Here is a 26,195-nt window from a genome sequence, read left to right as displayed (position 1 = left end):
AGGCATTGGCGAGATTATTTTGCGTTGCAGCCCAATCAATAGGTAAAGCTTCCTTAGTGCAAACTTTTAGCACGACTTCATAACCAGTAATAGCAATTTCCATATTGCTGGCTTTGTTAGCCCAGGGGAATTGCTTAATAATATTGCTAAATTCGACAATAACTGCTGCTAAGTATTCTGCCTCATCTGCTTGGGCTTTCCTCAGTATATTTGTCCCCCAACAGCGCAATATTTCTGCTAACGCTCCGTCAAGTTTACCTATATTTTTTGCTAGTAAGGGGTAAACTACCTGGCAATTACCCATACTGTTTTCAGTTGCTTGTAATACCTCCATCAAGAATTGAAAATATGCTTTTATCTCCTCCTCACCTAGGGATTGCAAATCTACTATAGTATCTAGATTCAACGCTTCCATTGGTTGCATTGCCAAACTTTGCAACCAATTCGCTGTTTTTTCATCTCCCTGTTGCAAAAATATCTTTGTTACTGCTTCTACCGTCTGTAAGAAGCCAACATCTACTAATCCTTGGTTTGCTGCTAAAATCTCTCGGATTTCATCGTTACTACGACAATTCAACAGGCTTTGAATAAGGTTGATATGGGCTTGCTGACGCTTTTCGTTCATGGGTAAGGGAAGGGCGTACACATCACACTTAAATACGATGAAACTAATACAATACCGATATTCTAGATTCCAGAAAAGTACAGAATTTTATCACTTGTGATGAGTATTAACAAAAGCGATCACCCTGCATTTACATTCAAAGAAACTAGCTGCTGAAGCTTTTAAGATAGATAATCCCTTAATGGCGAATCAATACAATTGCTCTGCAATGCTCAAGATCGTGAAATCACACTACTTCAACGATAGAACTTTCCTTGCCATCGTTATCATTGGGCACATATTCCAAAAGTTCCCCAGGTTGACAATCCAATGCCTTACAAATGCCATTTAACCTTTCTGGGGTTAATCGTGGCATTTCATCAACCTTACGTAGCCTGTACACTGAATTTTCAGTTATTCCTAACGCCTCAGCTAAATTCTTATTCCTCACTCGCTTTCGCGCCATTACTTCATTTAATTTCCAGCGAATCACTTTATCCATAGGCATATTACTACATCCCCAGTTTAGTAGCTGTTAGATGTAGATTTCTCTACTCGTCATTATTTAAGTTGAGAAGTAGATTTATATCATTCTAAGTTTTATAAATCTACACTTGACGCAAATCTACGTCTGACGTAGATTAATGAATAGACAAAAACAAAGGCGATCGCCCTCCGGGAAGAGACTGCGATCGCCTTTTGTGAAACCCCATCGATGAGGTTACTTAGATGATTGTACAAGAAGAGTTTGATAACCAAACCTCGGCTCAATGCGAGTTTGAGGAATACATTGACCAGCTGGCTGAAACAATAGTGCCAGAGATTGAAATCGACTCAGTACCAGATGAACTCGGAGAACTGTATCGAGTCTGGAACAGCTATCATCTGCTGGGAACTTTTTATCAGAACATTGAAGGCAAATGGGTAGCACAACCCTGTAATAGCGATGATAGACCCTGTTGTGACACCCCTGAATTAGCACAGCTATTTATCATTGCTGTTAACGGGTTGCTGGTGGCTGATGTAGCGTAACCACTGGCATAAATTTTTTTCCATCACCTAGAGACGTGAATGAAAACACGTCTCTTTCTTGTTTAAAGTTATTTTAGGTAGAAAATTTAGCTGTCTAGTAACGTCAGTAACGCTTCTGACGCTTCACCATTGTTGCAAAAGGCAAAAAACAGTGAGAACATTCCCCTTGCACCCAATTAGCGGGAATTGGAAAGGGAGTCTGACAGTTAGTACATTTTGTTAGCAAACCCAAATTATGGCGATCGCATTTCATCTTGTCTTTGAATTGCCACTCCATACGGTGATAAGGTACTTCTGCATAGCAAGCACCACATAACCTAATTGGTCTGGGTTTCATAGTCACACCCTTTGGTGGCAGAATCTCTCTAAGCTTCTCAACTTCCACACCAACTATACCAGCCAAAGCTTCCAACTCTTGCTGTGTCGGAAACGGGTTGAAATAATACTTCTCCCACCTACCAATCACACCACCTAACCCCGTCAATTTACCAAGTTGAGTAGCAGTTAAATAATTCTCCCGACGAAAGCGTCCTAAAAAATGGCTTAAGCTTTCACCTTGGAGTAGTTCAATATCAAAAAATCTAGGCTCTTTCGTTATATTTTCCATCACTCAAACCACTCCAAAACCTCATCTAAAGTCGCTTTATCGATATTGCTTAACCCTTTTCTCAAAGATAAAATTGCTGTTCGTCTTAAAACCCTATCTACCAAACCAATCTTGCCAGCTGTTTTTTGGTACAACGGCATTAAAGTTTCTTTTCTAGTTAAATTTGATGGTACGGGTAAACACAAAACTTCATCTTCCCAAATTTGTAATAACTCAGCAAATTTTTTCTCAGACACTAATTGCAAACGATAACATTCGATGAAACGGTCATGAATATAAGGCTCCTTCTTGATGAGATTATCGAGACCATCAGTTCCCACAAGCACAATTGCAATTTTCAATAAATCGTAAATCCGGGCTATTTCACTAAAAGTATTTAATTTCAAAAAATTTGCTTCATCAATAATCAACATTTCGACTTTTGATTCTTTAATGAGCCGCAGTACTCGTCGTCGCAAATCAGTCAATTTTCCTGAAGTAGCATCATATTTCAAACTTTCCAAAATTAATGTTAGTAGTTCCCCGGCTGAACAATCTCCCGGAACTTGCATATACAAAACAGGTACAATATCCCGCTTACCTGTTCTTTTTTGCGGCTTATTCAAAAGTTTATAAACATCACAAGTAACTGATTTCCCTGCTCGTGGTGGCGCAACAATTCGACCGCATTGTTTGGAAAGACGCAAACTATCCAACCAATCATGAATTTTTTGAATATGGTCAAGCTCTACAACGCTGGGAGTAATTAACCTTTCAATTTGCGGCATCAATTCTTTTGGTATTGGATCATCTCCCCATAAATTCTGCACCCATCTACGCAAAGGTTCGTCTGTCATAATCTGTGATGGCTCAAATATTTTATTGGCTTAACTTCGACCGATTTTTATCAAACTAATCGTCATAATCTCGACGAAGTTGTTCGTAGTCATATACTCTAGATCGCCGTTTTTGTAGCTGAGGTTTTTCTTGTGTTTGTTCAACTGGTTCGTGAATTTGAGGAGGCTTGTATACCGAATGAACTTGAGCTTGTTCTTCTTTTTTACGTTCTTTTTGGCTCTTTTTTTTCTGCTTGATAAAAGTGTCTCTATCCCGCACTTCTGCCAAAATAGATTTATTACTGATCTTCTTACCAGCATCACGAAGTTTTCGACTTGCTGCTTTCGCTTCCTCCAAGGAAATCTGGTCAGTTTCTAAGTCAATCGCATGTGCTTGAGACAAAAACACTTCTTTACCCGAATCTTGACGATATACAAAAACAGTTGATATGTTTCTAGGATCAAATCGCAGTATTACACTCTCACCCGCATAAGCTGCTAAGTATTCCCCCCGGTAGGTAATGTTTTCAAAACTCACATACCCACCTTTGTAAATACTACGACGTGTCTTTTTCATCAAACAAATATCTAATTCCCGCTCGCCAATTAAACTTGGTAGTGCAGGTAAACCAGCTTCCCAGCGTTGAAACCGCGTTTGTCCGCTACGAGCATCAAGTCGCTGATTGTAGTTATCAACGATATAGCGAACAATTAGTAGATGCAATTCCCGCAGTGTAATACAAGCTTCTTCTTCGGCATTTTCTGGACGTTGCTGAATATTAGAACCCAAATAGCCATATAACCCAGATAAAAAATCTGTGTTGATAGTACCGAAACTCCGTTCTTCAATGCCACCTTCGCTGGGGCGATCGCGGAAATGGCATTCAAACCCCAGTTGAAATCCAATTTGTTTTAAATGCCCCGAATCAAAATCCTTTCCACCATCAGTAAATAAATTTTCTGGAATACCAAAGGTTCCCCACTCACAATGAAGTTTATATTCCGAAGGATACTTTTTTGGTAACACAGTATGACGCGTAGCCAAAGCTACAACTCAAGAACTTGGTGCATCAAAACCTAAATGCATACCCATAATGCAGCGCGAATAGCTATCCGTAATTTTTGTTAACCAAGGACGTGCTAAAGTTTTGCCATACTGGTCAACCAGCATCACATCCAATTCTGTATGGTCGCACTGCCAAGTATGGTTGCTGTATCTTGGCTCCAAAGTTTGTCCATCACGGGTTTGATGCGATACCCGTGAACCAAGCCAACCAATATTTCTAACTTTCTGTTTCTGCTCTTTGCGCTCAATAATGGGATTGAGAACCCGGTAAACCGTCATGTGACTGGGGTATCTTTCCAAACCCAATTCATCCGCTCTCACTTGAACTCGAATCGCAACTTGAGCGGGATTCATTTTTCTACCGCTTTTATTGCCTTCCTTATAGGTTTTGACAATAAAATCTTGCCATTCCTCATCAATACGGTAATTACCTTTATCAGAACGTTCTGGTTCGGTAATAGCCGATAAACCTTGTTCTTGATACTTTTTAACAAGTCGCTGCACCGTCCGAACCGTCTTACCAAGCTTTTCTGCTGCTTGCTTAAGTTTGATTCCATAGGTTTTGCGATCGCATGGCTCAATTAAACTCTGTAATACCTCCATCCTCAGCTTGGCTTCATCCGAGAGTTGAGTAATAATTGTGTTCGTTGGTTCTGCGTCCTCATCCTCCAAAATTTCGTCAAGCTCATCCGAACTATCAAAAGCTAAAGATGTATTACCGTCATCGGAGTTTAGCGTTTCACCCATAAGACAACTCCATTGCTTGAAATTTTGTAAATACCTAAAGCTGCTTCTCACACCCTTAACTTCGGTATTGAGATGCGATACTTAGCTAGCACATAGCTCCTCCGAAAAAACTTGTCTCCAAGTACTGTCCTTGCAACTATAGAGAATCAGGGTTTAGTAGGAGCATGACATAATTAGTATTTGTGTATTATTGCTCAATAAATATAATACTACTTTGTTCCAAAAAACGACATTTAATTTTTTATTAAGCGCTCTTCTTCTGGAAAAGGATAATTTGGCTTTAGCTTGTCATCGCTGTAATGAGCGTCACTATAACTTTACAACGGCTACTGATCCCAAAACCCAAGAACAAGTCCCTTTATTTCATCCCCGTCAGCAAAAATGGTCTGACCATTTTATCTGGACAAAAAACGGTATAAAGATTTTAGGGACAACTTCTACAGGGAGAGCTACTAGCGAGAAATTTGACTTCAATGATGAGCGTCGAGATGAGCCTTCAATTCAAGTGGCTCGTCGTTTTTGGGTAGAAGCGGGTTGGCATCCCCCGCAATCAGATCCACGTCAAGAATAAGATAAAATACCCTCCAGCTATATCGATTCATTGTTCAGTTTCTTCACAGTTTTCAGCAGTAAGGTGCGTTGCTTTAACGCACGACGCACTAGAGATTATGCTGGGTTAATGTCAAGAGTTTCTCAGCCGATGACTAAACCAAAGAACATAATCTACCTCGATTACCATTCAACTACTCCCGTTGACCCTAGAGTAGCGGAAAAAGTCATGTACTATATGACTACCACTTTTGGTAACGCTAATAGTGTAGATCATGGGTATGGAGACGAAGCAGCAAAAGCAGTTAAACAAGCCCGTCAACAAATAGCAGAATTAATCAATGCTTCTCCAAAGGAAATTATCTTTACATCTGGTGCAACAGAAAGCATTAATTTAGCAATTCAAGGACATATTGCTCAACAAAATAGCCCTGCAAAAATCATTATTTCCCCAGTTGAACATAAAGCGATTTTAGATACCTGTAAAGCATTAGCTACAAAAAGACTGGCGGAAATTATTTGGTTAAAAGTCAATCAACAAGCGCAGATTGATTTAGAACATCTAGAAAAAGTCTGCGCTGATGGTGCTACCTTACTCTGTGTGATGGCGGCTAACAATGAAGTAGGAACAATTTACCCAGTTGAAAAAATTGGCGCGATCGCATCCTTTTACAATATCCCTTTTTTATGTGATGCTTCCCAAGCGGCCGGGAAAATTCCCCTCAACTTTCAAGACTGGGGTATCACCTATCTGGCTATTTCTGGACATAAACTTTATGCACCCAAAGGCGTTGGTGCATTAGTCGTGAGAAACGGTTATTCTCTGCAACCGATGATTTATAGCGGTGGACATCAACAGGGACTCAGATCCGGTACACTCAATGTCCCCGGAATTGTTGGCTTGGGGGAAGCTTGCAAATTAAGACAATTGGAGATGTCAGCAGATGAAAAGGCGATCGCAATTTTGCGAGATACACTGCAAAACCTGCTTAAATCTACAATTCCTGGCTTAGTGGTTAATGGAGACTTAAACAACCGCTTATCAGGTAATTTACATATTTCTATGCCTGACATTCCTAATAGTGCCATGATTGCTAGAGTTCGCCACCAGTTAGCTATTTCTACAGGTGCTGCTTGTTCATCAGGCGTTGTTGCACCATCTCACGTTTTACAAGCTATGAATCTTTCGGAGAAAATAATTGAGGGAGCGTTAAGAATTGGTATTGGCAAATTTATAACCCAAGAAGAGATTGAAAAGGCATCTTCTCTAATAATCAGTGCAGTAAATGAAATTCATCAACTTCTCTAAGAGATAAAAAAATGAATTATCATCCGTTGTTTTCCATGTCTTAAATTCTCTTGTGATTTGACAATCGATATCCCGTGAGGTTTTTTAAAATTCACACAAGAGGTCTAATCTACTACTTTAATCAATCCTCTTTGCAAAGCATCAAAAACTCGGCTGATTTGCAACCTTTCTTGTTCGTTTAAATCTTCTTTAGATAGCAGTGCTGACATCAAAAGCTGCTGATCTTGGCGCGTAATTCTACGAATAGCAAATATATGCTCTAAGACTGTTTCTAACTGCATTGGGCTTGATGTGGCAGTAGTTAGCATATTCTTTAATAAAATTTTGTCGATTAATATAAATAACTTTTGTTAAAATAACAATTTTTGACAAAGCTTGACATTGGTAGCTATACGGAATCCCTGCTGTTCTGTAAATTCGGAAGTTTACATGGTGAGAAAGTTCTGCGTAGAAAAGTACCTTGTACGGATTCTCAAAGCACTCTATTTTGCACTTATCTGGCCGTGTTCCCGAAAAAGATGACGCTGCATCCACAGGTAAATCGTAGCCCACACGCTCAAGACTGCAAAGAGAAGGAATAGTAGATTTCCTGAACTGATACTACCCACGTACAGATCGCGAGTCCACGCTGATGTCAGACTATAAAACCATAGGATGTTCGCCATCTGTGCAGCAGTCCAACCCCAAGCGCATAAACGCCAAAGACCGGGGACGCTGATAATTAACATAGGTACTGCCCAAAGAATGTCTGCAACCATGAATCCCAGCGTCGAAGCAACAGAAGTTTTATCCAAAGCTATGCCTAGGTTCTCGCTACCAAAGAGTCGCTGCTGTACCAAAAACCAGAAACCAAGGGTAATAACGGTAGCAACTGAGTTGACTATGACGATGATGGTTACAGCTAAGGGTCTGAGGGAAGGTGTCTTCATTTCCCATCTTGTATCCCAAGACAATACTTTCATCTGTTTGATCCAAGTTCTAAATAGATTAACTTAATTAGGTCATCCAAGCATCTGAGGCGATCGCAACCAGAATTATGCGCTGTGAAAAATTGTGATTTTTCTCGTTGAGTAAAATCTAAAAGCTTTACCTTCAACAGAGCCGTCTCAATCCTTAGCAACTGTTCGACAAGAGTTGGCTTGAGCCATCGGGATGGAACTGGCTATCACAGAAGTGGCGATCGCGATTATAGTCAAAGCCTTACTCAACAGTCCACAAGTGAATTGAATAGATGGTGGTTGAATGTGGTTCATAAATACACACCTTTTAAATTATTGCGGGGAATTGGGATTGATTGATCAAAATCGTCCCTGTTGATGCCAGTCCAAACCATTCCCAAAGCGATCGCTGTGAATATTTCGGTGGTAAGCTAACCCGCCTTTAAGTTGCAGAATCCTTAGCCTCAGAAAGACGCGGCGACGCGGAGAAACGGAGACGCAAAGATGCAATTTTAATGATTATTAGCTTAAAAAGACTCCTCAATCCACATCCGTACTTCTTCTTCGGAAGCTAGACAAGCTGTGTGACCGCTTTTAGGATCGTAAAGCCACCACACATTCCCTGCACAGTTATTTTTCCCCTTGTCCCACCGAAGTTCTGATACCTGCGGCAAAGCTCCGCGTAGCTTGCTTCTTTGAAGGAGTGCGCGTCTACGGAGGAAGCCTCGCACGAGACTTGTCACCTCTGCTCCCTTGCTTTTCTCGCTTCCAGTCCCTAGTTCTTGTCACTACGTGGTAAGGTAAACCAGAAACTTGCACCTGCACCAGGACTACTCTTTACTCCAATTTGTCCGCCATGTGCAGTAATAATTTGGCGACAGAGGTACAATCCTAAACCAATACCAGTAGAACGAGCGCGATCGCCTCTAGAATAGCGTTCAAATATTTGCGCACACTGTTCTTCGCTCATACCCACACCATTATCTTCTACTAAGCAACGGATCATTTCTCCTTCTACACTTGCTTGGAAGGTGATTTCTAACCCTGGAGGATTGTGATTTAGGGCATTACTGATTAAGTTTTCAAATACCCGCCTTAATTGCAAGGTATCTGTATTGACAAGAGGCAAATCAGATAATATTAAATTATTAATGCTTGCTTTATTTTTTACTAATAGTGATTCTAAATCTTCAGCAATAAAAGTCACTAACTCACTAATTTTTACAGGTTCATAATTTAATGTAATTCCTCTGATTTCGCTAACATGAGTTTCTAATAACGAGTTAATTAGATGTAGTTGACGTTCACCACTCTCAATCATCCGCTCTAAAATATTACGAGGTAAAGAGATATTTCCCACAGGTGATTCTTGCCAGTGCTTCAACAACATAAGAGTACCTGTAATTGGGGTACGCAAATCATGGGAAACAGCGTGTAAAAATTCATCTTGGCGTTTATACAAATCTTGTAGTTCTATCATTCTCTGCTGTAATTGAGCAGTTCTCGCCTCTACTTTGCGTTCCAAATTAACATTAAGTGCTTGAATTTGTTGAAAGAGCTTTGCTTGTTGAATAGCAATTGCTACTTGTGTTGCTAACTGTTGTAAGAATTCAATTTCCACTTGCTCCCAATGACGTACTCTCGAACACTGATGCGCAACTAACGTACCAAAAAACTCATCACCTACTATAATGGGTACAGCTAAACAAGCTTTTACCTGATATTTAGCGAAGTAGTAAGCACGCCTGGGTGAAATTTGGGCTTGGCTGATGTCGTCAATTTGTTGTAAATCTCCTTGAGAAAATATAATTTTAATTTCTTGGATATAATCATTGTCTGTGACAAACAAATCTGAAATTGATTCCCAACCTAAGGATGCAGATTCAGCAAAAATTCTACCGTGCAGATCATCATTAAAGTTACTAATAAATACTCTATCAGCTTCGAGAAATTGACGAACTTCTGTAACTGTAGTACTAATAATTTCGTCTAAATTCAGACTCCGCAGAATTCGCAAGGCAATTTCTGCAATCAATCTCTCTCGTTCTGCACCTGCACGTAATTGGATTTCCGCTTGTCTGCTTTCTGTAATGTCTAGACCAGTACCGATTACATAACTTATTTGCCCAGCATTATCTAGCAGAGTAGTAGTTGACCAAGCAATTAATCGCTGTTTTCCATCCTTGGTTAACAAATATCGTTCGGATATTTTGGGAGTTTGCTCGTTGTGTAAGTTCTTAAAGTCAGATTTAACTAATTCTATTTCTTCGGAAACTAAGAATAGCTCCCAAAATAATTTATCTTCTACTTCTGCAAATGAATATTTAGTAATTTTCTCACAAGCCCGATTAAAGCGGATAATTCGCCCTTGGCAATCAACTACTATGACTAAAGCACCAACTGTATCGAGAACTGCGGAAACAAAATTGCGTTCTTGGCTTAAATCCTGAATTAGCTCGCGTAATTGCAAAGTCATTTGGTTAAAAGTTGCAGCTAAAACTCCCATTTCGTTACGCTGTGCAACTTTAATTTGAGTATCCAAATTACCTGTACTAATTCGCGCTGCTGCTGTTGTTAATCGCTGTAAAGGAAAAACAATTTGCCTTTGAAAACAGACTCCTATTCCTACAGTCACCACTGTTGCGATTGAGATAGATGCACCCATAAATAAAAGCATTTGGCGAATGGGAGCATAAGCTTCTGCAACGGGAAGTTCTACTACAACTTGCCATCGCAGGCTAGGAATAGGTGCTACAGCGCCTATTACTTCTACACCTTTTAAACCGCGATATTTAGCTAGAGATTTATCTGTATTTAAGCGCTTAAATTGTCCGATAAACGGCTGGTCAGATAAATCTCGCAGCCTCAGATACTCTAGGGATTCTTCTTTGGCTGCAACCAGCAAATTCCGGTTATCAATTACATAGGTATAACCAGTGTTACCTACATTCGTTTGATAGAGAAAGAATCGGAGAAACTTAAGATTGATTCGCGCTATTAATACACCATTAACTTCATCTTCTATATCACGAATTGGCACTGCTAAAGTAACAATTGGCAAATTGGTAACACGATCGATTTCTACTGGACTAACAAAATCTTCCTTTTGTTTGAGCGCGTATAAAATCCAAGGAGTTTGCGTTATGGTATCAACTTTGAATTGTCCATAAGGAGAAACAGCAGAAATCACTTTCCCTTGACTATTCAAAATAGCAACTGTTTCATAAGCGCTATGATGACGAGTTAAAGCTGCAAGCAATTTTTGCTGAATTTCCGGTGATAGATCAGTTAAACCTTGTACTCTAGCTAGGTAACTGAGTTTGCGCTGTAAGTCATCTAAATAAGCATTAATTTTCGCCGCCGCCGCTTGAGAAATTTCCTGCTGTGCAACTTCTAACTGTTGCATTTGTGCTTGAAAGCTGAGATAAGTTAATGTACCGGATACCAGCAGCATTGCAATGAATACTAGCAGGACTAAACCATACCGCAATTGGTTGGTGATGGAAAAAAATCCATATCCTGCTGGATGTGACGCATAATTGCGCTGCTGTTTTTTCATCACAACTCCTTAAGGAAAAATATCAATTTTGCCAGTGAGAATATCTTGTTTAATAGATTTGACAATTTCTGCTTGTTGAGGAGTTAACGAACCGTTAAATGGCGTTAAATCTTGAACTCCTTCTAAGAGTCCAAATTTATACTGCTTACCTTCCCAGCGCCCTTGCTGTGCTAAAGTTGCTCCTTCTAACAATAACTGTGGTACTTGTTGAACGACACGAGTAACTATATTATTAGCGGCTATTTGATACTTTTCCTGAACGCCGTCAATAGTATACATCCAGGTAATAGCAGATACTGATTTATTACCAAATATCGCTTGCAAAACTCCTAAATTTCCTAAATCTGCATCTGTAACTAAAATATCTGCTCCGTTGGCAATTTGTGCTTCGGCTATGCTTTTAGCTTTATCGGCATCTCGCCAACTATTCACCCAATTAATTGAAACATTTATATTAGTTTTAGTTTTCTGGACAGCGCGTTTTAATAAGATTGCTTCTTCTTGAGTAATTAATTGTGGTTCACCGCCAATAAAAGCAATTTTGTTAGTTTTAGTTTTTAAGGCTGCAATTACTCCAGCTAAATAACCAACTTCATTACTGCGAAATGCCAAAGCTCCAAAATTTTTGTTATTACCACCATAACTGGTAACAACGGCAAATTTTACCCGAGGAAACTCTTTAGCTACAATTGCAGATGAATTTAAATATTGACCGCCATGAATGATAATAAAATCAAAGTCTTGCTGAGCATATTGACGGAGAATTTTTTCTGCATTATTTGCAGTGACGTTAGGAGTATAAGCTATCTTAGCACCAAGCTGTTTTCTAATTAACTTCAGTCCTTCATAACCTGATTGATTCCAACTTTGATCGTTAATTGGCCCAGGTAAAATCATGGCTACTTTAAAAGCGCCTACTGCATTATTAGATTCAGGTTTAGTATGGCTATTTAGGTGAGAGCAACTGATGAGAAGTAAGGCAAAAAATACTCCCGTAAAAATTATATGTGGAAGTCGGATAGATCCATATATTGCTGGCAGCGATCGCATATTTATTAATTGAATTCTGCAACGGCCTAGTCAGGGACTCTGCTCAAAGCATACCAAGTGCCATTGCTCAGGGCAATGCGCTATTTTCAGCAGCCACTCCTTTTTGAGCGCGATCGCTCACAATCTCATCTACACAGTTGAAATACAATTGATTTTTATAATTCAGCCGAATCTAACACTGATAATTATCCAATAATTATCCCACCAAGCCCGATCGCAATGCAGCGACAGCTGCTTGCACGCGATCGTTCACTAGTAGCTTATTCATAATTCCTCGCACATAAGTTTTCAGCGTATGTTCGCTGAGATATAGCGTTTTAGCAATTTCAGGATTACTATAGCCTTCAACAATCAGCCGCAGCACCTCTAGCTCTCGCTCTGACAAGGTTCCTGCCAGAATATATTGGGTTGATTTAGTTGTAGTGGCATTCCGACATCTATCACCACTACATCTGGTTGAAGAGCGATCGCAGATTCTACACCCATATATCCATTCTCTGCTATATCCACAATTTCCAACTCAGGATAAGCAGAGAGTGTATGTTTCAGTCCAATCCGCATCATGGGATCATCTTCGACAATCAATATTTGCAGCATTAGTCGTTTGAGTTCCTCACTCCTAGAAAGTTTCGTTGATCCTATTAGCGATCGTGCCACGACTTTCTAATGCAATTAATTGATTAACTTGAGAACGGATGTGAGGATTATTTACTGAACAATAGAAACATTTCGGTAAAATAACTTGGCAGCTTTGCAACGAACAGGTGAGAAATCATGGCAGAGGCTAGAATTGGGATTATTGGTGGCAGCGGTTTATACAAGATGGATGCACTCAAAGATATAGAAGAAGTGCAAGTAAAAACGCCGTTCGGTTCACCTTCAGATGCTTTGATTCTGGGTACATTAGATGGGACAAGAGTAGCTTTTTTGGCGCGTCATGGACGCAATCACACGCTATTACCTTCAGAGTTGCCGTTTCGTGCCAATATCTATGCAATGAAGCAATTGGGTGTAGAATATTTAATTTCGGCTAGTGCGGTTGGTTCGCTCAAGGCAGAAGCCAAACCACTTGATATGGTGGTGCCAGATCAATTTATTGACAGAACAAAAAATCGGATTTCAACGTTTTTTGGAGAAGGAATTGTTGCTCATATTGCTTTTGGCGATCCAGTTTGCCACAATTTGGCGAATGTTGTAGCAGATGCGATCGCATCTTTAAATTTACCAGAAGTAACTCTGCATCGTGGTGGCACATATGTGTGCATGGAAGGGCCAGCATTTTCCACCAAAGCGGAATCAAATCTTTACCGCAGTTGGGATGCAACAGTGATTGGGATGACAAATTTACCAGAGGCGAAGTTAGCCAGGGAAGCAGAAATTGCCTATGCAACTTTAGCATTGGTAACAGATTACGATTGTTGGCATCCAGATCACGATAGTGTCACAGTGGAAATGGTGATTGGTAATTTGCAGCGAAACTCAGTTAATGCACAAAAAGTAATTCAAGAAACTGTACGCCGCTTGAGTGAAAATCCGCCTCCAAGTGATGCACATTCGGCTTTGAAATATGCAATTTTGACTCAGTTGGATAAAGCACCGACAGCGACAAAGGAAAAGTTGGGGTTGTTATTGCAGAAATATTTGTAGACTTACTTATAACTCAATACAGTTCAGTTAAGAAAATTCATTGACAACAAAGCTCACAAATAATTACTAAACAAAAAACCGAATAATTATTTTGGAGGGGGCTTGGGGGACGCAACCGTCCCCCAATCGGGGGTTTGGGGGAGACCCCCGAATCTTGGTTTTTGTCCGACAGATGAGAACTCTGATCACCTTAACTGAACCGTATTGACTTATAACTAGTGAATGAGTGACTACATTAGCTAAAGTCTGACGGTACACGCACAACAAAGCCTTCTGTATCATGGTTTTCAAGAGCCAGTCAATCTATGATTGATAACTATTTACGCAGGGCTACTTGGTGGAATATCCGAACCGCACAGACGCCAAGAACGTAGAGGATAAGAAGGATTGAAGGCTATGGAAATTTAGCCTTCAATTAATTTCTGAAAACGCTCATCTGCTCGAATCGCATCAAAATCTGAATTAGTTTTTGCCAATTTTCGATGTTGCTCTCCTCTTAATTTAATTGCCTGGGTGAGATTTTCAATTGCCAACTCACTGTCTCCTTGTAATGTATAACAACGAGCTTTGTGAAACCAAGCCCAGTGAAAGTCAGGCTGAAGCTTTACAGCTTGCTCATAACTGGTAATTGCATCAACATACCTTTGTAAGTTTCTTAAGCAATTACCGCAACCGAACCAAGCTATATAGTGATCGGATTGGATACTAATTGCTTTTTCATAGGATAATAATGCTTCTGAATAACGCCCCAATTTTCTTAGCGCCCAGCCTTGATTTACCCAAGCTATATAAGAATCAGGTTCTCTTTTAGTTACTTTTTCATAGCAGGCTAAGGCATCTTCATATCGACTTTCAAAAAATAAGGCATCTCCTTGTTTAAGATAATCATTAGCAGTAAAAAATAAGCGTGGGTTTTCAGACTTTAGAATTTCTAACTGGGTAGTCAAATCTTGAATTTTTTGTTGGATTTCGGGATGAACATAATCTTGTGTTAATGATGGTGAAGGCGTGAGTCCAGATAGCTGTTGCAAAATTTGCTCTTTTTGGCTTTGCGCATCTAAATATAAATTATTTAATTGAGATAATTGGCTTAAAAAGTCTGATTTTAATACTTCTAGCTCTTGCTTAAAAGCTGCTGTCTGATTTTTTAATTCTGCGGCTACTTCTTTTTCCAGTTGTTTTTCTACCTCTTCTTCTAAGCGTTTTTTAGTTTCAGCTACTACCTCGCTAATTACACTCCGGCGCAATAACCAAACACCAGCCGCCGCCAAGATGGGCAACATAGTCAGTACGACTAACAAAATATTGAGTAAGGCTGTAGTGTGATTAAAAGCACGGTCAACTTCCTCTTGCACCTGATTGTCTATTTCTAATTTTTCTCTATCTGACAATGTGGGAATGGATGTTGCTGGCTGATATACTACAGGTGTTGTACTTGCTTGGGGTGCAGCTATGGCAATATTGGCAGTTAGAAGAACTAGTAAAAATGCTAACGCAATTTGATTCTTGAGATTCATGCAACTCTGCTAAGTGTAAACTCAGAATCTATAGTAATCTATACAACGAAGATACTGGATTCCTTGTTTAAGCTACTTGAAAATTAAAGCTGAGAGTTGCCCAATTATTCACATCCAACACATAAGAGTCAGCAGCTGTACCGTTAATCTCTGCTTTGACTGGACTAGCGTTATGTAAATCCTGGAGTATGGCTTGAGCTACTTCTAAGGGGTTTAATACTGGGCCAATAGGTTGCTGATCTGTTGTGCTGTTCTTAGCAGTTTCTAAGGTAGTGAGGGTTTCGGTGAAAGGTGTGGTGCTGAAAATCAGTTGGTGTTCGCATTCATAAGCTGGCCCTGCAATCACCCATTCAGAGGCGGCAGCGCTTTGTGGTAAGGTGAATGTTTCACCTGGAGCAATCACCAATTGTTTAACCAAGGGTGTGGTTTGGGCACTGTCGGGTTCTGAGGGAGTTTGCCAAGGATAAAATGCGATCGCACTCCTACTATTCTTTAATCCCACTAAGATAAAATATATCGGGCGATTGCACATGTTTTGCAATCGGTACTGCATACGACTGCCAATCGGTACAATCGCAGTGCTGAGTGCTGAGTTTTGAATCCTGAGTGACTTATTAGTTGAAGTTTCTGAACTCACAGTCCGCATGGTTTCTCGTTGCATGACAACGCGAGGCGATATGCTGTTAATAATCTCTAGAGTTGCCTTGATTGCCAAGCGCGAAGAACCTTGATTTTCGGTAAGACGCCATAACTTCGCTGCTAACAAAGTGGGTAATTTCGGTGCTAACCTTTGTACTGCAACTTTTACTGCTTCCCCTACTTCCCCAGCACTGTTGAGAATTGGCTCGCCGCCAGCAGAAAATAGACCGTAGCGAGTCGGAGTTTGCAACAGTTTATTAAACAGATAGTCAGCTGGTTGTTCTCCCGCAACTACAGTTGAAACATGGGGGACTGTCGCAAAAGCACTGGTAGCGTCTACCCGTTCAATTCTTTCCAATGCCGTATCGAGGGCAACTATTAAATTAATGTTACGGGGTAACACTCGCACTGCTTCTTGGACGAGTTGCCCGACCTGTAAAGGAGTAGTACTATCAAGGCTGGAGAGTTGTGCTTTTGCAGTTAACCCAGTACGCGATCGCAATATTAGCTGTTCTCCGGTAACTAAGCTGAGTCGGGAGTTAACGCCATAGTATTCCAAGACTTGTGGTGGTAGCCCTGCTAACCACAAACTAACTGTTTTGCCATCTTCTTCTATAGCTGCGATCGCACCTTCGGCCCCAATCGTACTATCAAAAACAAAATTATCGGCTAGTAATGAATTTTTCTTGCTATTCAACAAAGCTGGCTGCTGCTTGCTACCCAGCTTACGCATAGAACTTTCCACTTGAGAAAGACTAACTTGAATTGTCTTTGCGGGAGTGGCTTCCCATAAATACTGAGTTAAAGCGTAGGTAAATAACCCAGCACTAAAACCTGACAGTAAAACTTCCCTAGATGATTGCTTCGGATCTACCGTTGCTGTCAATAGTAGGGGTGGGATAACTTCTCCCTTACTAGATGAATTTTGCGTTTTGAGTTGTTTGAGAAATTCTAGTTCTGCTGATGCTAACTCTGTATCTACTAATTCTGGACGGGCGCGAATTCGCAATCCTGGTGGCTGAATTGTCGGAGCATAGTAACTAGTATCTAATACTGCGGTGACAAGATCTGTAGGGAGCGATCGCAACAATAACAGTAGAGTTTCTTCTAATAAATAATTGACATTTTGATTGTTTTGTAAATCTGCTGGTACTAGAGCATTTTGTACTGTGTCGGTTCCTAATTTAATCCGAGTACCGTAACCACTAAAGTGAAAAACCACAACATCACCAGGTCTAGCTTGCTTACCGAGATGTTCTAAAAAAGCGGCTTCGATGAATTCTCGGCTAGCTTGTTCCTCCGTTAAAGTGAGGATATTAGAGGCAGGGAAGCCAAAGCGATGCATCAACAGTTCTTTTTGCAGTTCTACATCAGTCAAACAACCGCTGAGGCTTGGGTTTTGTGAGTATTGATTGATACCTATCAATAATGCCAATTTACGCGGATTGGATTGCGCTAAAGCTTGGTAATAGCGACTTCCCAAGGTCAACCACTCAGCCTCAGTTACACCTAAAACTGCAAGTATTGAGCCAATTCGTTGTAAAAAAGTCCGACGCTTCATAAATTCGCTATCAGCCCTCAGCCCATCAGCATAACAGCTTAAAGGGCTGAAGCCTGTAGTGTAAAGTTAAAGTTGGTACAATTCGCCTAAAGACGATCTTTCTAAGCAGAGACTTGCACTTGCATTGCCCTTGTCAACTCCGCCGCTACCTCAGGACGAGAAAATTCTGGTGGAGGTAGTTCACCCCGGCGCAGCATTTCCCGAACTTTAGTTCCCGACAGGTGAATGCGTTCTTCTGGCTTACTAGGACTAGTTTTAGTTGTAGCCATTTGTTTGGTGCGCGTGCAGTAAAAAGCGTGTTCAAACTTCATCGGCACAATGCCCAACTCATTTGGCTTAAACTCATCAAAGATATATTGAGCATCGTAAGTGCCGTAATAGTCACCTACACCTGCATGATCTCGCCCAACGATAAAGTGAGTACAACCGTAGTTTTTGCGGACTAAAGCATGGAAAATTGCCTCCCGTGGACCAGCATAACGCATTGCCGCTGGATTAATTGCCAAAATCACTCTGTCTAAAGGATAGTAGTGTTCCAGCAAAATCTCATAGCAGCGCATCCGTACATCAGCGGCGATGTCATCTTCTTTGGTTGCCCCAACTAATGGGTGCAAAAATAGACCATCTACTGTTTCTAAAGCGCACTTTTGAATATATTCATGGGCGCGGTGGATAGGGTTGCGAGTTTGAAAACCAACGATAGTTTTCCAGCCTTTAGTTCTGAACATTTGCCGAGATGCGGCAGGATCGATTTGGTAAGCGGGAAAATAGGGATGGGGATCGCGTTGCAATAGCCAGATATCACCTGCGAGATGAACTGGTTCCTGGTTATACAGTACTTGTACCCCAGGATGTTTAGCATCATCAGTGCGATAGACATTAATTGCTTCGCGGGTTTTATCGTAGCGATACTTTTGCGTTAGCTGTAAAACCCCAATATACTCGCCTCTGGGGTTATCTAGACGGATCAAGCCGCCTTCTTTGAGGGGGGAAGCTACTTCTTCGGCTACCGAGAGTGTAATCGGAATTGACCACACAAGACCGTTAGCTAGGCGCATTTCTGTAACCACGCGATCGTAGTCTTCCTGGTTCATAAAACCTGTGAGTGGACTAAAACCGCCGATCGCAATCATCTCTAAATCAGACACGGCTCTTTCGTCAAGTTGCACTCGTGGCAAAAACTCAGCCTTTGAGAGAAACTCTTCTCTTTGTTCTGGCGTAGCGATGCGATTAACCAACTGTCCACCGTGCGGCGCAATTGCATCTGGATGGTGACTCAACGTAATCCCCTCTTCGAGTTAAGGTAATTGTTTCAAACTATGTACTAACTAACTTATCAAAATGCTGGTACTGAGAGAAAAAGAGTTTGAATAATGGTGCATAAAGAATTAAGTTACGCTGAAGCTAATGCACCTTACAGCCGAGGAATTATGACTGCTGTATCCCCTGTGGTTAAACGTATTAGCTTGATGCGGCTAGCGCCTGGTAGTGTAGTGACTATTCAGGATGTGAGTTGGGAAGAATTTGAGTCCCAGATGATTCCCGTTACTATAGAACAAGCTTGGCAAGTAGGAAGCGTGCAAGCGTTAGAAGAGTTTGAGAACGAGATTAACTCAACTTATTTTTGATATGTTTGACCCTGTAAAGTATGCTCAAGAACCTACAGATTCAAAACAGGATAATGAGTTACTGAAGTGGATTCATCAACTTGATGACGTGCATAAATTTACCTTTGTTTGGCGAGTGTTAAACGCAAATGCGTGGAAAGGATGCAGATTAGCAAAGCGATCGCAACTTAAGCCAATTTTTTTAGAAGTGATTCTCGAAAAAGGGCTTATTTACAGCGATGCAAGTTCAATTAGATGGTGGATTGAAGCAGTTATACATGGTTTAGGTCATCGCCGCGTACTAAACATTATTAAGGCACATATTGATATTGCGCCATTGGGCGTACATAAAGCACTTTATTGGCTACCTATGTTTTATAACAATCAATCGGAAGAACTTCAAAATGAAGTGCGATCGCTTGAAGTCGAGTTTGAGGAAAAATACCCGAACTATCAGCCATCTAGAAGTATAGGAACTCATGCTTAACACTCTGGTTTGTGTCTAAGCAAGAGTTAATTTTACCTACAATAAAATCATCGCTATTCTGGGGTAAGAAATCAAAATTTATGACTGAAGATCAAAATCGCATCAATCGCATGGAAGACCAACTTATCGATATGCGGCTAGCAGTCAGCGCCCTGTTGGAAACAGTGACGCAGCATCAGCGTAATTTTGAAACAACTAACCATAGATTTGAGAGGATCTTCACGGAAATCAGAGACATCCGTACAGATATGTTGCAAATGCAATCAGAGATTCGGGGATTGCAAACAGAAAATAACCGCATTCTCGATATTTTACAAAATCGCAACCCTGAAGATGATTCCTCTACTTAGCTATCAGAACAACAAGATACCCGACTTGTCAAAAAAGCCGGGTATCTAATGTTCGCTAACTAAATTGTTCAATAATTCCGCCACCTAAGACTTTATCCCCTTCGTACCACACCGCAGCTTGTCCAGGGGTGATGCTGAATTGGGGTTCATCAAACACCAAGCGCACGCGGGAGTTTTCCAGAGGAATTACTGTTACTGGTGTGGGATAGGAACGATAGCGAATTTGCACTTCTGCATGAATTGGGGTAGATGGTTCAGCGATGGAAACCCAATTTACGCGATTAATAGTGCATTCTGGTTGAGTTGCCTTAGTGCGATCGCCTACTATCACTGTATTGTTTACCGCATCTAATTCAATCACATACAAAGGTTCTGGTGCAGCGATCCCCAAGCCTTTACGCTGCCCAATCGTGTAGTGATGGACACCATCATGCTGTCCGATAACTTTACCAGATGTATCGACAATATCGCCTTTTTTCGGGGCGAGATACCGATCGAGAAATGCCCGCATGGAACCGTTGCTTTCTACTAAGCACAGGTCTTGGCTTTCTGGCTTATCGGCGGTTGCCAGTCCATATTCAGCAGCGATGCGGCGGGTATCGGCTTTTTGGAGTTCACCTAGCGGAAATACGGTAGCCGCTAGTAAATCTTGCGACAAGTCATAAAGGAAATAAGACTGGTCTTTGTTCCGGTCAACAGCCCTTAACAATTGATAGCGGCCAGTAGCTTCGTCATAGCGAATTTTGGCATAATGACCCGTAGCGATGCGATCGCATCCTAGTTGTTCGCGGGCATACTGCACCATTGGCCCAAATTTCACAGTTTTATTGCACTGAGAGCAAGGCAGAGGTGTGATCCCAGCACTATAACCAGCAACTAGGTAATCAACAATATTTGTCTGAAAGACATCACGAATATCAACAACTTGATGGGGAATACCCAGTTGTTCGCAGATGTTAGCCGCGTCGATCATTCCTTCAGAGCAACACTGACCTTTGCCTTTCATCAGCCAAAGAGTCAAACCAACAACTTCATAGCCCTGATTGTGCAGTATGGCAGCGGCGGTGGAACTGTCAACGCCACCGGAAAGACCAACGACGACTTTTTTCATATCCTTAAATAATGCTAGGCTAGAGGCTTCTCCTGAAGCTAATGCTAAAAATCAAACGCAGGTTTTGAGGTATTAAAATTCATGCCATGCAGCCTGATGGTTTCAATTTTAGCATATATCCCTTCAAACCCTTGCTAGATAAGCACTTCAGTATATATAGGCAGTGATGACTATCTCCACTGCTTTCTGTGATGAAATCACATCAATATCTAAACTGTCAGTAGCAAGATATAAGATTTTAGCAAGACCTATGCAATGCCACTCAGCCCGATGGACTCATTCTAAGTTAACACTTATATAGGTGCTACAACAGACAGCTCTATTAGTTCCAAGAAGGAAATTGTCGAGAACTCCTGTTACTACTATGTCCAGACCAATACCAGATCAACTGATCGCCTTTCCGATAGTGCCCTTTTTCCTGGGAGGGTGCTTGGCGTTGCTCCCTGACGCTACTCCAGCACAAGCACAAGTTACCAAGAGTGGTTTTTTGTTGGCGGAACGAACGGTGGTTAATAGTTTACCACCCCCCCCAAGTCTTCAAACCATTCCTTCATCAAGGCAACAGACACAACCAGCAGTTTGGAAATCATATAATCAAAATTTTCAGTCTCCCCCAAGAGTAAGGGTTAATCAATATAATCATCAAAACTTTCGAGCTTACCAAACAGTACAAGCTAATTCCTATAGCTGGAGTGCTGAGCGCTACATAGTGTATGTTGATGGTAATAATTACCAGCAGTTGCAACGTGTACGCCAGTTAGAACGTAGTGCTTATATCCGACATTACAATGGTGGTTCTGTCATCCAGTCAGGAGCCTTTAGCAGACAAGCTAACGCCCAACAACGAGTTCGAGAACTTGAGTTAAGTGGGATCTATGGGGCCCGAATTGTCAGAGCCTCTAGCGGGCAACAAGTAAGCTATAGTCCTAGCAGAAATTCTAGACCGCAAAGATCTAGTTATTATTATGTAACCATTCCTGCTAGGTCACAAGATTTATCTGCTATTGCCAGTCGCATTCGCCAAAATTCTGGACGCTATGACATTGTAGTTGAAAGGCAACAACCACTAGGGCCCCATGTAGCTGTAGGACCTTTTGCTCAGCGTTCAGATGCTGAGCGATGGAATGACTATCTGCGAAAATCGGGATATGCTAACGCCAGAGTTTACTACGGCAAGTAAAAAAAGTGCTGATTGTTGAGCAAAACAAGCTCTAAAAACGCTCCAGTTTTGCTCAATATTTCTAAATTTAAACTTATAATTAAAAATTCTGAGTAAGCAGTACCTCTCTGGTTTGCAAATAAACCTCACTCTCATTTAAAAGATATTGATATTTTTCTTAAATGTCTTTTTGATGTTAATCAAATAATGTTTCTTTGTTTATCAATTCAGATACTATGGAATTCAAATAATATTCAGTAGAGGATAAATTTTTAATATTTACAAATTCAATATTATGAAGAATGTCATAAATTATCTTATATATAGTAAGAATATTACTTCTAAAACATCTGGGGAAATCTCTCCATTATCTTTCTCAGTGTACTCTGCGCCTCTGTGGTTAGTTTAATCAAGGTTCAGCTTTTGGTATTTGTGTTTACCACTAGAATGAACAAACAGTTTCATTGCTAAAACAGTAGATCAAATTTTCCGCATGATGAATCAGAATTGAGAAGTCACCTCAAACTTTGCAATTCATCACTCAGGACTTACAACTCATGCCTAATTTTCAGCATAGGGAAGAAGAAATTTCCCAAATCATAGTTACCGCAGCGCAAATGCGGGAGATTGAAGGGCGGATCTTTGCCGCAGGAATGCCTGTAGTAGCTTTGATGGAAAAGGTAGCGGGATTAATTGCTCGTCGCCTGAAGGCAATGATTCCCCAAGAAAAATCTCGTGTTGGGGTTTTAGTCGGGCCGGGACATAATGGCGGTGACGCTTTGGTAGTAGCCCGTGAATTATATTTTCAGGGATATGAAGTTTGGATTTATAATCCTTTTTCAAAACTCAAGGAATTAACTTCACAGCATTTGCAATATGCCCAGAGTCTGGGAATAGCCTATTATCAAGAAATTGCGCAGTTGCCAGATTGTGATGTATTGGTTGATGGCTTGTTTGGTTTTGGCTTAGAAAAGAAGCTTACCGATGCGATCGCATCTGCAATTAATCAGTTAAATACATGGAAGCAGCCGATTTTTAGTATTGACTTACCTTCAGGCTTGCACACTGATACGGGTGAAGTGTTGGGAACGGCAATTCGCGCTACTCACACATTTTGCTTGGGTTTATGGAAGCTGGCTTTTTTACAGGATCAAGCTTTAGATTATATCGGCACATCTGAATTAATTGATTTTGATATCCCCTTAGCTGATGTGCAAGCTGTACTCCAAGATGCACCCAAAATTACCCGCATTACCACCGCTAAAGCAATCTCAAATCTACCTCTACCCCGTCCCCCAGTCACTCACAAATACAAAGAAGGACATTTGCTGTTGATTTGCGGTTCCCATCGCTATGCTGGTGGGGCAATTTTAACTGCTTTGGGTGCCCGTGCTAGTGGGGTGGGGATGCTCTCAATTGCTGTGCCAGAATATCTCAAACCCATTTTGGTGTCGCATTTGCCAGAAGCACTAGTTATTGGGTGTCCAGAAACTGAAACAGGAGCCATCGCTAAACTAGAATTACCAGAAAAAACCGATTTAAGTTCCTTTGATGCGATCGCTTGCGGCCCTGGTTTAACCACAGATAGCACTCCGATTATCCAAGAGGTACTCAACAGCGAACGCCCTTTACTTCTTGATGCTGATGCTTTAAATATCTTGGCCCAGATGAGAACCATCCCCACCTTACAAAAACGCCAAGCGCCAACGGTACTTACACCCCATACTGGTGAATTTAAGCGGTTATTTCCTGATATCCCCGATGCTAATCAAGATAGAGTCAAAGCTGTGCGATCAGCAGCAATGCAAAGTGGAGCTATAGTTTTGTTGAAAGGGGCAAGAACTGCGATTGCTAACGACCAAGGTTCAGTTTGGCTGAATCCCAAAAGTACCCCAGCATTAGCCCGTGGTGGTAGTGGCGATGTCTTAACTGGATTACTTGGCGGATTATTGGCGCAAGCAGTCAAGAAACAAATTGCTATTGAAGATATGGTAGCAACGGCTTCTTGGTGGCATTCTCAAGCCGGAATTTTAGCAGCCGAAGAGCGTACAGAATTAGGTGTCGATGCGTTTACTTTGACACAATATTTGATGAAATCTCTCACTATGTTGTAGTTAGCACTTCAGTGCTTTTCAAGTTAGGTTATTCTTCTGCCTGCAACAACCAAAAGCCACTATAAGTCATTCCCGAATCATCTGGCTGTACTAACAAAAAGTGTAATCCTCGACTTAGCTGTTGGCGCTGTTGATAAACTTTAGCAGCCGCTGCAACTTCTGCATCGTCAAAGGTGGCGACAATCCACCTATCCACTAAACCTGCTTCTAAGATCAAGCCATCTGGTGCACCAGCAATATAATTTAACTCCACGGGACGGGCTTCATGCAACCACCGTGATAAACGCATTGATTGCCGTCCTCCGTAAATCACTACACCAGGAATTGGCGCTGTTGATGCCAAACCGAGATTGAGAGGTTTGAGAGATTCTGGCAGATGCAGAATCGGAATAGGGCGATCGCTAAATGCTGTTTCCACATCACCAGCACTCAGAGTGGCAAAGCGCCATTGTTCTCCCCAAAGGTTTTCTGGCAAAGGTGTAGGAGGTGGTTTATCTATAGCTGTGGGATATTGTTTTTCTTGTAACCACTGCTTCAATGTCAAAGTCCGGCGCGTAGGTTCGACACGAATACCTAAATTGCGTCCAGCCGCCTCAATTAAACTTAAAGATTGCGGACGAAATACTTGAATCGCATCAGGCAGATGTTCGCTAGCTGCTAGCTGAATTTGATCTGTCAACCAACTGGAATTCGCCTCTGACTGGGGACAGCTAGCTACATACTCTAAGCTACGAGTTGCATCACAAATCAACAACTCCCAAATATTTTGTCCAGTTGGATTTTGTTGTGGACTCCGGTAAAAATCAGCTTGCCAAATTTTCATGAATTAAAACCACAGATGGAAATAATTTCCCCTCTGTACCTCTGCTGCCTATTTCTATCAACCTTAAAGTGAAACGTATCATTCTAGCAACCAAGTAAACAAGCCGTCTACAGTCAGGTGGACATCTTTGGCAAATTCTGGCACTGGCAAATTTGTTCCTGGTTCATCGTAAAAGGTGGTTGCTCGATCTGGCAAATAAACAAACACAGATTGTTCTTGTGGATCGATCAACCATCCCATCTGAGTACCATGCTTGAGGCAATGCAAGATATTTTTGGTAACTTTAGTTTGACTTTGTTCGGGAGATAAAATTTCAATTGTCCAATCTGGAGCAATTGAGAAGACATTAGCAACTCCGCCATTTTCCTTACGTGGAATTCTATCCCACAAAAATACAGAAATATCAGGGACAATTGAGCGTCCACCAAATGTACAGCGCAGTTCTGAAAAAGCCCGTGCAATCTTTTTGGATTTTACAACCAAGTTGATGGCAGGTGCTAACTCAGTTTGAATTACGCTATGTTCTCCTTGTGGCATCGGTTTTTGAACGATCCGCCCATCAATATATTCGCTGGCAGGTTCCGTTTCTGGCAGTTTCAGGAATTCGTCTAGCGTCAGGGGTTTAGCAGGAATCTGTACCATTTAACCTTTCCCGAACAGGAGTAAGTCGCACTGCTTCTATTTGTTATTTTACGCAAGTGCTATAAATTTCTCGCTTTTGGCAGTCAATAGTTCAGAGTCTATAATCCATTGACCATTGACTGTGGACTTTTTGCGACCCTAATCTTTATCTATAAGTCAATACAGTTCAGTTAAGAAAATTCATTGACAACAAAGCTCACCAACAATTAAGTAGGTGGGCACGAAAAAAGTCAGCTATATTAAGATATATAAATACGGAGAA

The 26,195-nt window shown here is 41.1% G+C and carries 27 protein-coding genes and 2 pseudogenes; 9 read left to right on the top strand and 20 right to left on the bottom strand.

Translation table 11 applies throughout. The features are described from left to right. Both BV375_RS06280 and BV375_RS06275 read right to left on the bottom strand, forming a co-directional pair. Positions 1 to 646: pseudogene (locus BV375_RS06280) on the bottom strand (hypothetical protein); the annotation flags it as partial. Positions 647 to 851: 205 nt separating this feature from the next. Next, positions 852 to 1,112: a helix-turn-helix transcriptional regulator gene (locus BV375_RS06275; RefSeq protein ID WP_086758425.1), complete on the bottom strand. Its 261-nt coding sequence runs from the start codon at positions 1,110 to 1,112 to the stop codon at positions 852 to 854. Positions 1,113 to 1,333: 221 nt separating this feature from the next. On the opposite strand from BV375_RS06275, the gene BV375_RS06270 reads away from it, so the two are divergent. Next, a complete protein-coding gene (locus tag BV375_RS06270; RefSeq protein ID WP_086758421.1) occupies positions 1,334 to 1,636 on the top strand; it encodes a hypothetical protein in 303 nt (100 codons plus the stop codon). 103 nt (positions 1,637 to 1,739) lie between these two features. Here BV375_RS06270 and BV375_RS06265 read toward each other — a convergent pair whose 3' ends face one another. From BV375_RS06265 to BV375_RS38050, 4 genes are read right to left on the bottom strand one after another with little or no spacing between them, the layout of a single operon-like run. Beyond that, positions 1,740 to 2,243, bottom strand: a complete 504-nt coding sequence (locus BV375_RS06265; RefSeq protein ID WP_086758418.1) for a TniQ family protein — start codon at positions 2,241 to 2,243, stop codon at positions 1,740 to 1,742. After that, positions 2,243 to 3,079, bottom strand: a complete 837-nt coding sequence (locus tag BV375_RS06260; RefSeq protein ID WP_086758416.1) for a TniB family NTP-binding protein — start codon at positions 3,077 to 3,079, stop codon at positions 2,243 to 2,245. Before BV375_RS06260 ends, BV375_RS06265 begins: the two co-directional genes overlap by 1 nt. A 55-nt stretch (positions 3,080 to 3,134) precedes the next feature. Then, positions 3,135 to 4,103, bottom strand: coding sequence for a Mu transposase C-terminal domain-containing protein (locus BV375_RS38055; protein ID WP_243713860.1), 969 nt, complete (start codon positions 4,101 to 4,103; stop codon positions 3,135 to 3,137). A gap of 9 nt (positions 4,104 to 4,112) precedes the next feature. Further along, positions 4,113 to 4,871, bottom strand: a complete 759-nt coding sequence (locus BV375_RS38050) for a helix-turn-helix domain-containing protein (protein WP_243713859.1) — start codon at positions 4,869 to 4,871, stop codon at positions 4,113 to 4,115. Between the two features lie 274 nt (positions 4,872 to 5,145). Here BV375_RS38050 and BV375_RS06250 point away from each other — a divergent pair, with 274 nt between their 5' ends. Then, positions 5,146 to 5,442: a hypothetical protein gene (locus tag BV375_RS06250; RefSeq protein WP_208099066.1), complete on the top strand. Its 297-nt coding sequence runs from the start codon at positions 5,146 to 5,148 to the stop codon at positions 5,440 to 5,442. Positions 5,443 to 5,571: 129 nt separating this feature from the next. Then, entirely contained in the window at positions 5,572 to 6,729 is a 1,158-nt protein-coding gene (locus BV375_RS06245) for a cysteine desulfurase family protein (protein WP_208099065.1), read from the top strand. Between the two features lie 104 nt (positions 6,730 to 6,833). On the opposite strand, the gene BV375_RS06240 is transcribed toward BV375_RS06245, so the two are convergent. The 8 genes and pseudogenes from BV375_RS06240 to BV375_RS06220 all read right to left on the bottom strand — a co-directional run bounded on the left by BV375_RS06240 (position 6,834) and on the right by BV375_RS06220 (position 12,873). After that, complete coding sequence (locus BV375_RS06240; RefSeq protein WP_086758412.1) at positions 6,834 to 7,037, bottom strand: hypothetical protein; 204 nt, start codon at positions 7,035 to 7,037, stop codon at positions 6,834 to 6,836. Positions 7,038 to 7,211: 174 nt separating this feature from the next. Beyond that, the gene (locus BV375_RS06235) at positions 7,212 to 7,691 is read right to left on the bottom strand and encodes a hypothetical protein (protein WP_086758410.1); all 480 of its coding nucleotides are present in this window, start codon (positions 7,689 to 7,691) and stop codon (positions 7,212 to 7,214) included. Between the two features lie 144 nt (positions 7,692 to 7,835). Beyond that, the gene (locus tag BV375_RS36635; RefSeq protein ID WP_166507392.1) at positions 7,836 to 7,982 is read right to left on the bottom strand and encodes a hypothetical protein; all 147 of its coding nucleotides are present in this window, start codon (positions 7,980 to 7,982) and stop codon (positions 7,836 to 7,838) included. A gap of 45 nt (positions 7,983 to 8,027) precedes the next feature. Further along, positions 8,028 to 8,177, bottom strand: a complete 150-nt coding sequence (locus tag BV375_RS36630) for a hypothetical protein (RefSeq protein ID WP_166507391.1) — start codon at positions 8,175 to 8,177, stop codon at positions 8,028 to 8,030. Between the two features lie 17 nt (positions 8,178 to 8,194). Then, positions 8,195 to 8,410: a hypothetical protein gene (locus BV375_RS35800; protein ID WP_143842012.1), complete on the bottom strand. Its 216-nt coding sequence runs from the start codon at positions 8,408 to 8,410 to the stop codon at positions 8,195 to 8,197. 32 nt (positions 8,411 to 8,442) lie between these two features. Continuing rightward, on the bottom strand, positions 8,443 to 11,226 hold the full coding sequence (locus tag BV375_RS06230) for a cache domain-containing protein (protein WP_086758407.1): 2,784 nt from the start codon (positions 11,224 to 11,226) through the stop codon (positions 8,443 to 8,445). Positions 11,227 to 11,235: 9 nt separating this feature from the next. Further along, positions 11,236 to 12,276 carry a BMP family protein gene (locus BV375_RS06225; protein ID WP_086758405.1) on the bottom strand — a complete coding sequence of 347 codons (1,041 nt, stop codon included), beginning with the start codon at positions 12,274 to 12,276 and terminating at the stop codon, positions 11,236 to 11,238. Between the two features lie 196 nt (positions 12,277 to 12,472). Next, positions 12,473 to 12,873: pseudogene (locus BV375_RS06220) on the bottom strand (response regulator transcription factor). Between the two features lie 177 nt (positions 12,874 to 13,050). Here BV375_RS06220 and BV375_RS06215 point away from each other — a divergent pair. Continuing rightward, on the top strand, positions 13,051 to 13,923 hold the full coding sequence (locus BV375_RS06215; RefSeq protein WP_086758403.1) for an S-methyl-5'-thioadenosine phosphorylase: 873 nt from the start codon (positions 13,051 to 13,053) through the stop codon (positions 13,921 to 13,923). 404 nt (positions 13,924 to 14,327) lie between these two features. On the opposite strand, the gene BV375_RS06210 is transcribed toward BV375_RS06215, so the two are convergent. The 3 genes from BV375_RS06210 to sat all read right to left on the bottom strand — a co-directional run bounded on the left by BV375_RS06210 (position 14,328) and on the right by sat (position 18,920). After that, positions 14,328 to 15,440 carry a tetratricopeptide repeat protein gene (locus BV375_RS06210; RefSeq protein WP_086758401.1) on the bottom strand — a complete coding sequence of 371 codons (1,113 nt, stop codon included), beginning with the start codon at positions 15,438 to 15,440 and terminating at the stop codon, positions 14,328 to 14,330. A 67-nt stretch (positions 15,441 to 15,507) separates the two neighbouring features. After that, positions 15,508 to 17,640, bottom strand: coding sequence for a caspase family protein (locus BV375_RS06205; RefSeq protein ID WP_086758399.1), 2,133 nt, complete (start codon positions 17,638 to 17,640; stop codon positions 15,508 to 15,510). A 101-nt stretch (positions 17,641 to 17,741) separates the two neighbouring features. Further along, positions 17,742 to 18,920, bottom strand: a complete 1,179-nt coding sequence (sat, locus tag BV375_RS06200) for a sulfate adenylyltransferase (protein ID WP_086758397.1) — start codon at positions 18,918 to 18,920, stop codon at positions 17,742 to 17,744. A gap of 93 nt (positions 18,921 to 19,013) precedes the next feature. Here sat and BV375_RS38045 point away from each other — a divergent pair, with 93 nt between their 5' ends. The 3 genes from BV375_RS38045 (at position 19,014) to BV375_RS06185 (ending at position 20,084) form a co-directional block, all read left to right on the top strand. Beyond that, positions 19,014 to 19,268 carry a hypothetical protein gene (locus BV375_RS38045; protein ID WP_086758395.1) on the top strand — a complete coding sequence of 85 codons (255 nt, stop codon included), beginning with the start codon at positions 19,014 to 19,016 and terminating at the stop codon, positions 19,266 to 19,268. A gap of 1 nt (position 19,269) precedes the next feature. Then, a complete protein-coding gene (locus BV375_RS06190; protein ID WP_086758393.1) occupies positions 19,270 to 19,734 on the top strand; it encodes a hypothetical protein in 465 nt (154 codons plus the stop codon). An 80-nt stretch (positions 19,735 to 19,814) separates the two neighbouring features. Then, a complete protein-coding gene (locus BV375_RS06185) occupies positions 19,815 to 20,084 on the top strand; it encodes a hypothetical protein (RefSeq protein ID WP_086758391.1) in 270 nt (89 codons plus the stop codon). Positions 20,085 to 20,139: 55 nt separating this feature from the next. On the opposite strand, the gene mnmA is transcribed toward BV375_RS06185, so the two are convergent. Next, on the bottom strand, positions 20,140 to 21,195 hold the full coding sequence (gene mnmA, locus BV375_RS06180) for a tRNA 2-thiouridine(34) synthase MnmA (RefSeq protein WP_086758389.1): 1,056 nt from the start codon (positions 21,193 to 21,195) through the stop codon (positions 20,140 to 20,142). A 364-nt stretch (positions 21,196 to 21,559) separates the two neighbouring features. Here mnmA and BV375_RS06175 point away from each other — a divergent pair, with 364 nt between their 5' ends. Continuing rightward, the gene (locus tag BV375_RS06175; RefSeq protein ID WP_086758387.1) at positions 21,560 to 22,375 is read left to right on the top strand and encodes a hypothetical protein; all 816 of its coding nucleotides are present in this window, start codon (positions 21,560 to 21,562) and stop codon (positions 22,373 to 22,375) included. Between the two features lie 536 nt (positions 22,376 to 22,911). Beyond that, positions 22,912 to 24,468, top strand: a complete 1,557-nt coding sequence (locus BV375_RS06170) for an NAD(P)H-hydrate dehydratase (RefSeq protein ID WP_086758385.1) — start codon at positions 22,912 to 22,914, stop codon at positions 24,466 to 24,468. A gap of 28 nt (positions 24,469 to 24,496) precedes the next feature. Here the strand turns inward: BV375_RS06170 and BV375_RS06165 are convergent, their stop codons facing one another. Both BV375_RS06165 and BV375_RS06160 read right to left on the bottom strand, forming a co-directional pair. Next, positions 24,497 to 25,291, bottom strand: coding sequence for a Tab2/Atab2 family RNA-binding protein (locus tag BV375_RS06165; protein ID WP_086758383.1), 795 nt, complete (start codon positions 25,289 to 25,291; stop codon positions 24,497 to 24,499). Positions 25,292 to 25,369: 78 nt separating this feature from the next. Continuing rightward, positions 25,370 to 25,933: a Uma2 family endonuclease gene (locus BV375_RS06160; protein ID WP_086758381.1), complete on the bottom strand. Its 564-nt coding sequence runs from the start codon at positions 25,931 to 25,933 to the stop codon at positions 25,370 to 25,372. Positions 25,934 to 26,195 lie beyond the last annotated feature (262 nt).

The organism is Nostoc sp. 106C (genome assembly GCF_002154725.1).
GTDB lineage: Bacteria > Cyanobacteriota > Cyanobacteriia > Cyanobacteriales > Nostocaceae > Aulosira.
This window is presented reverse-complemented; position numbering and strand designations above follow the sequence as displayed.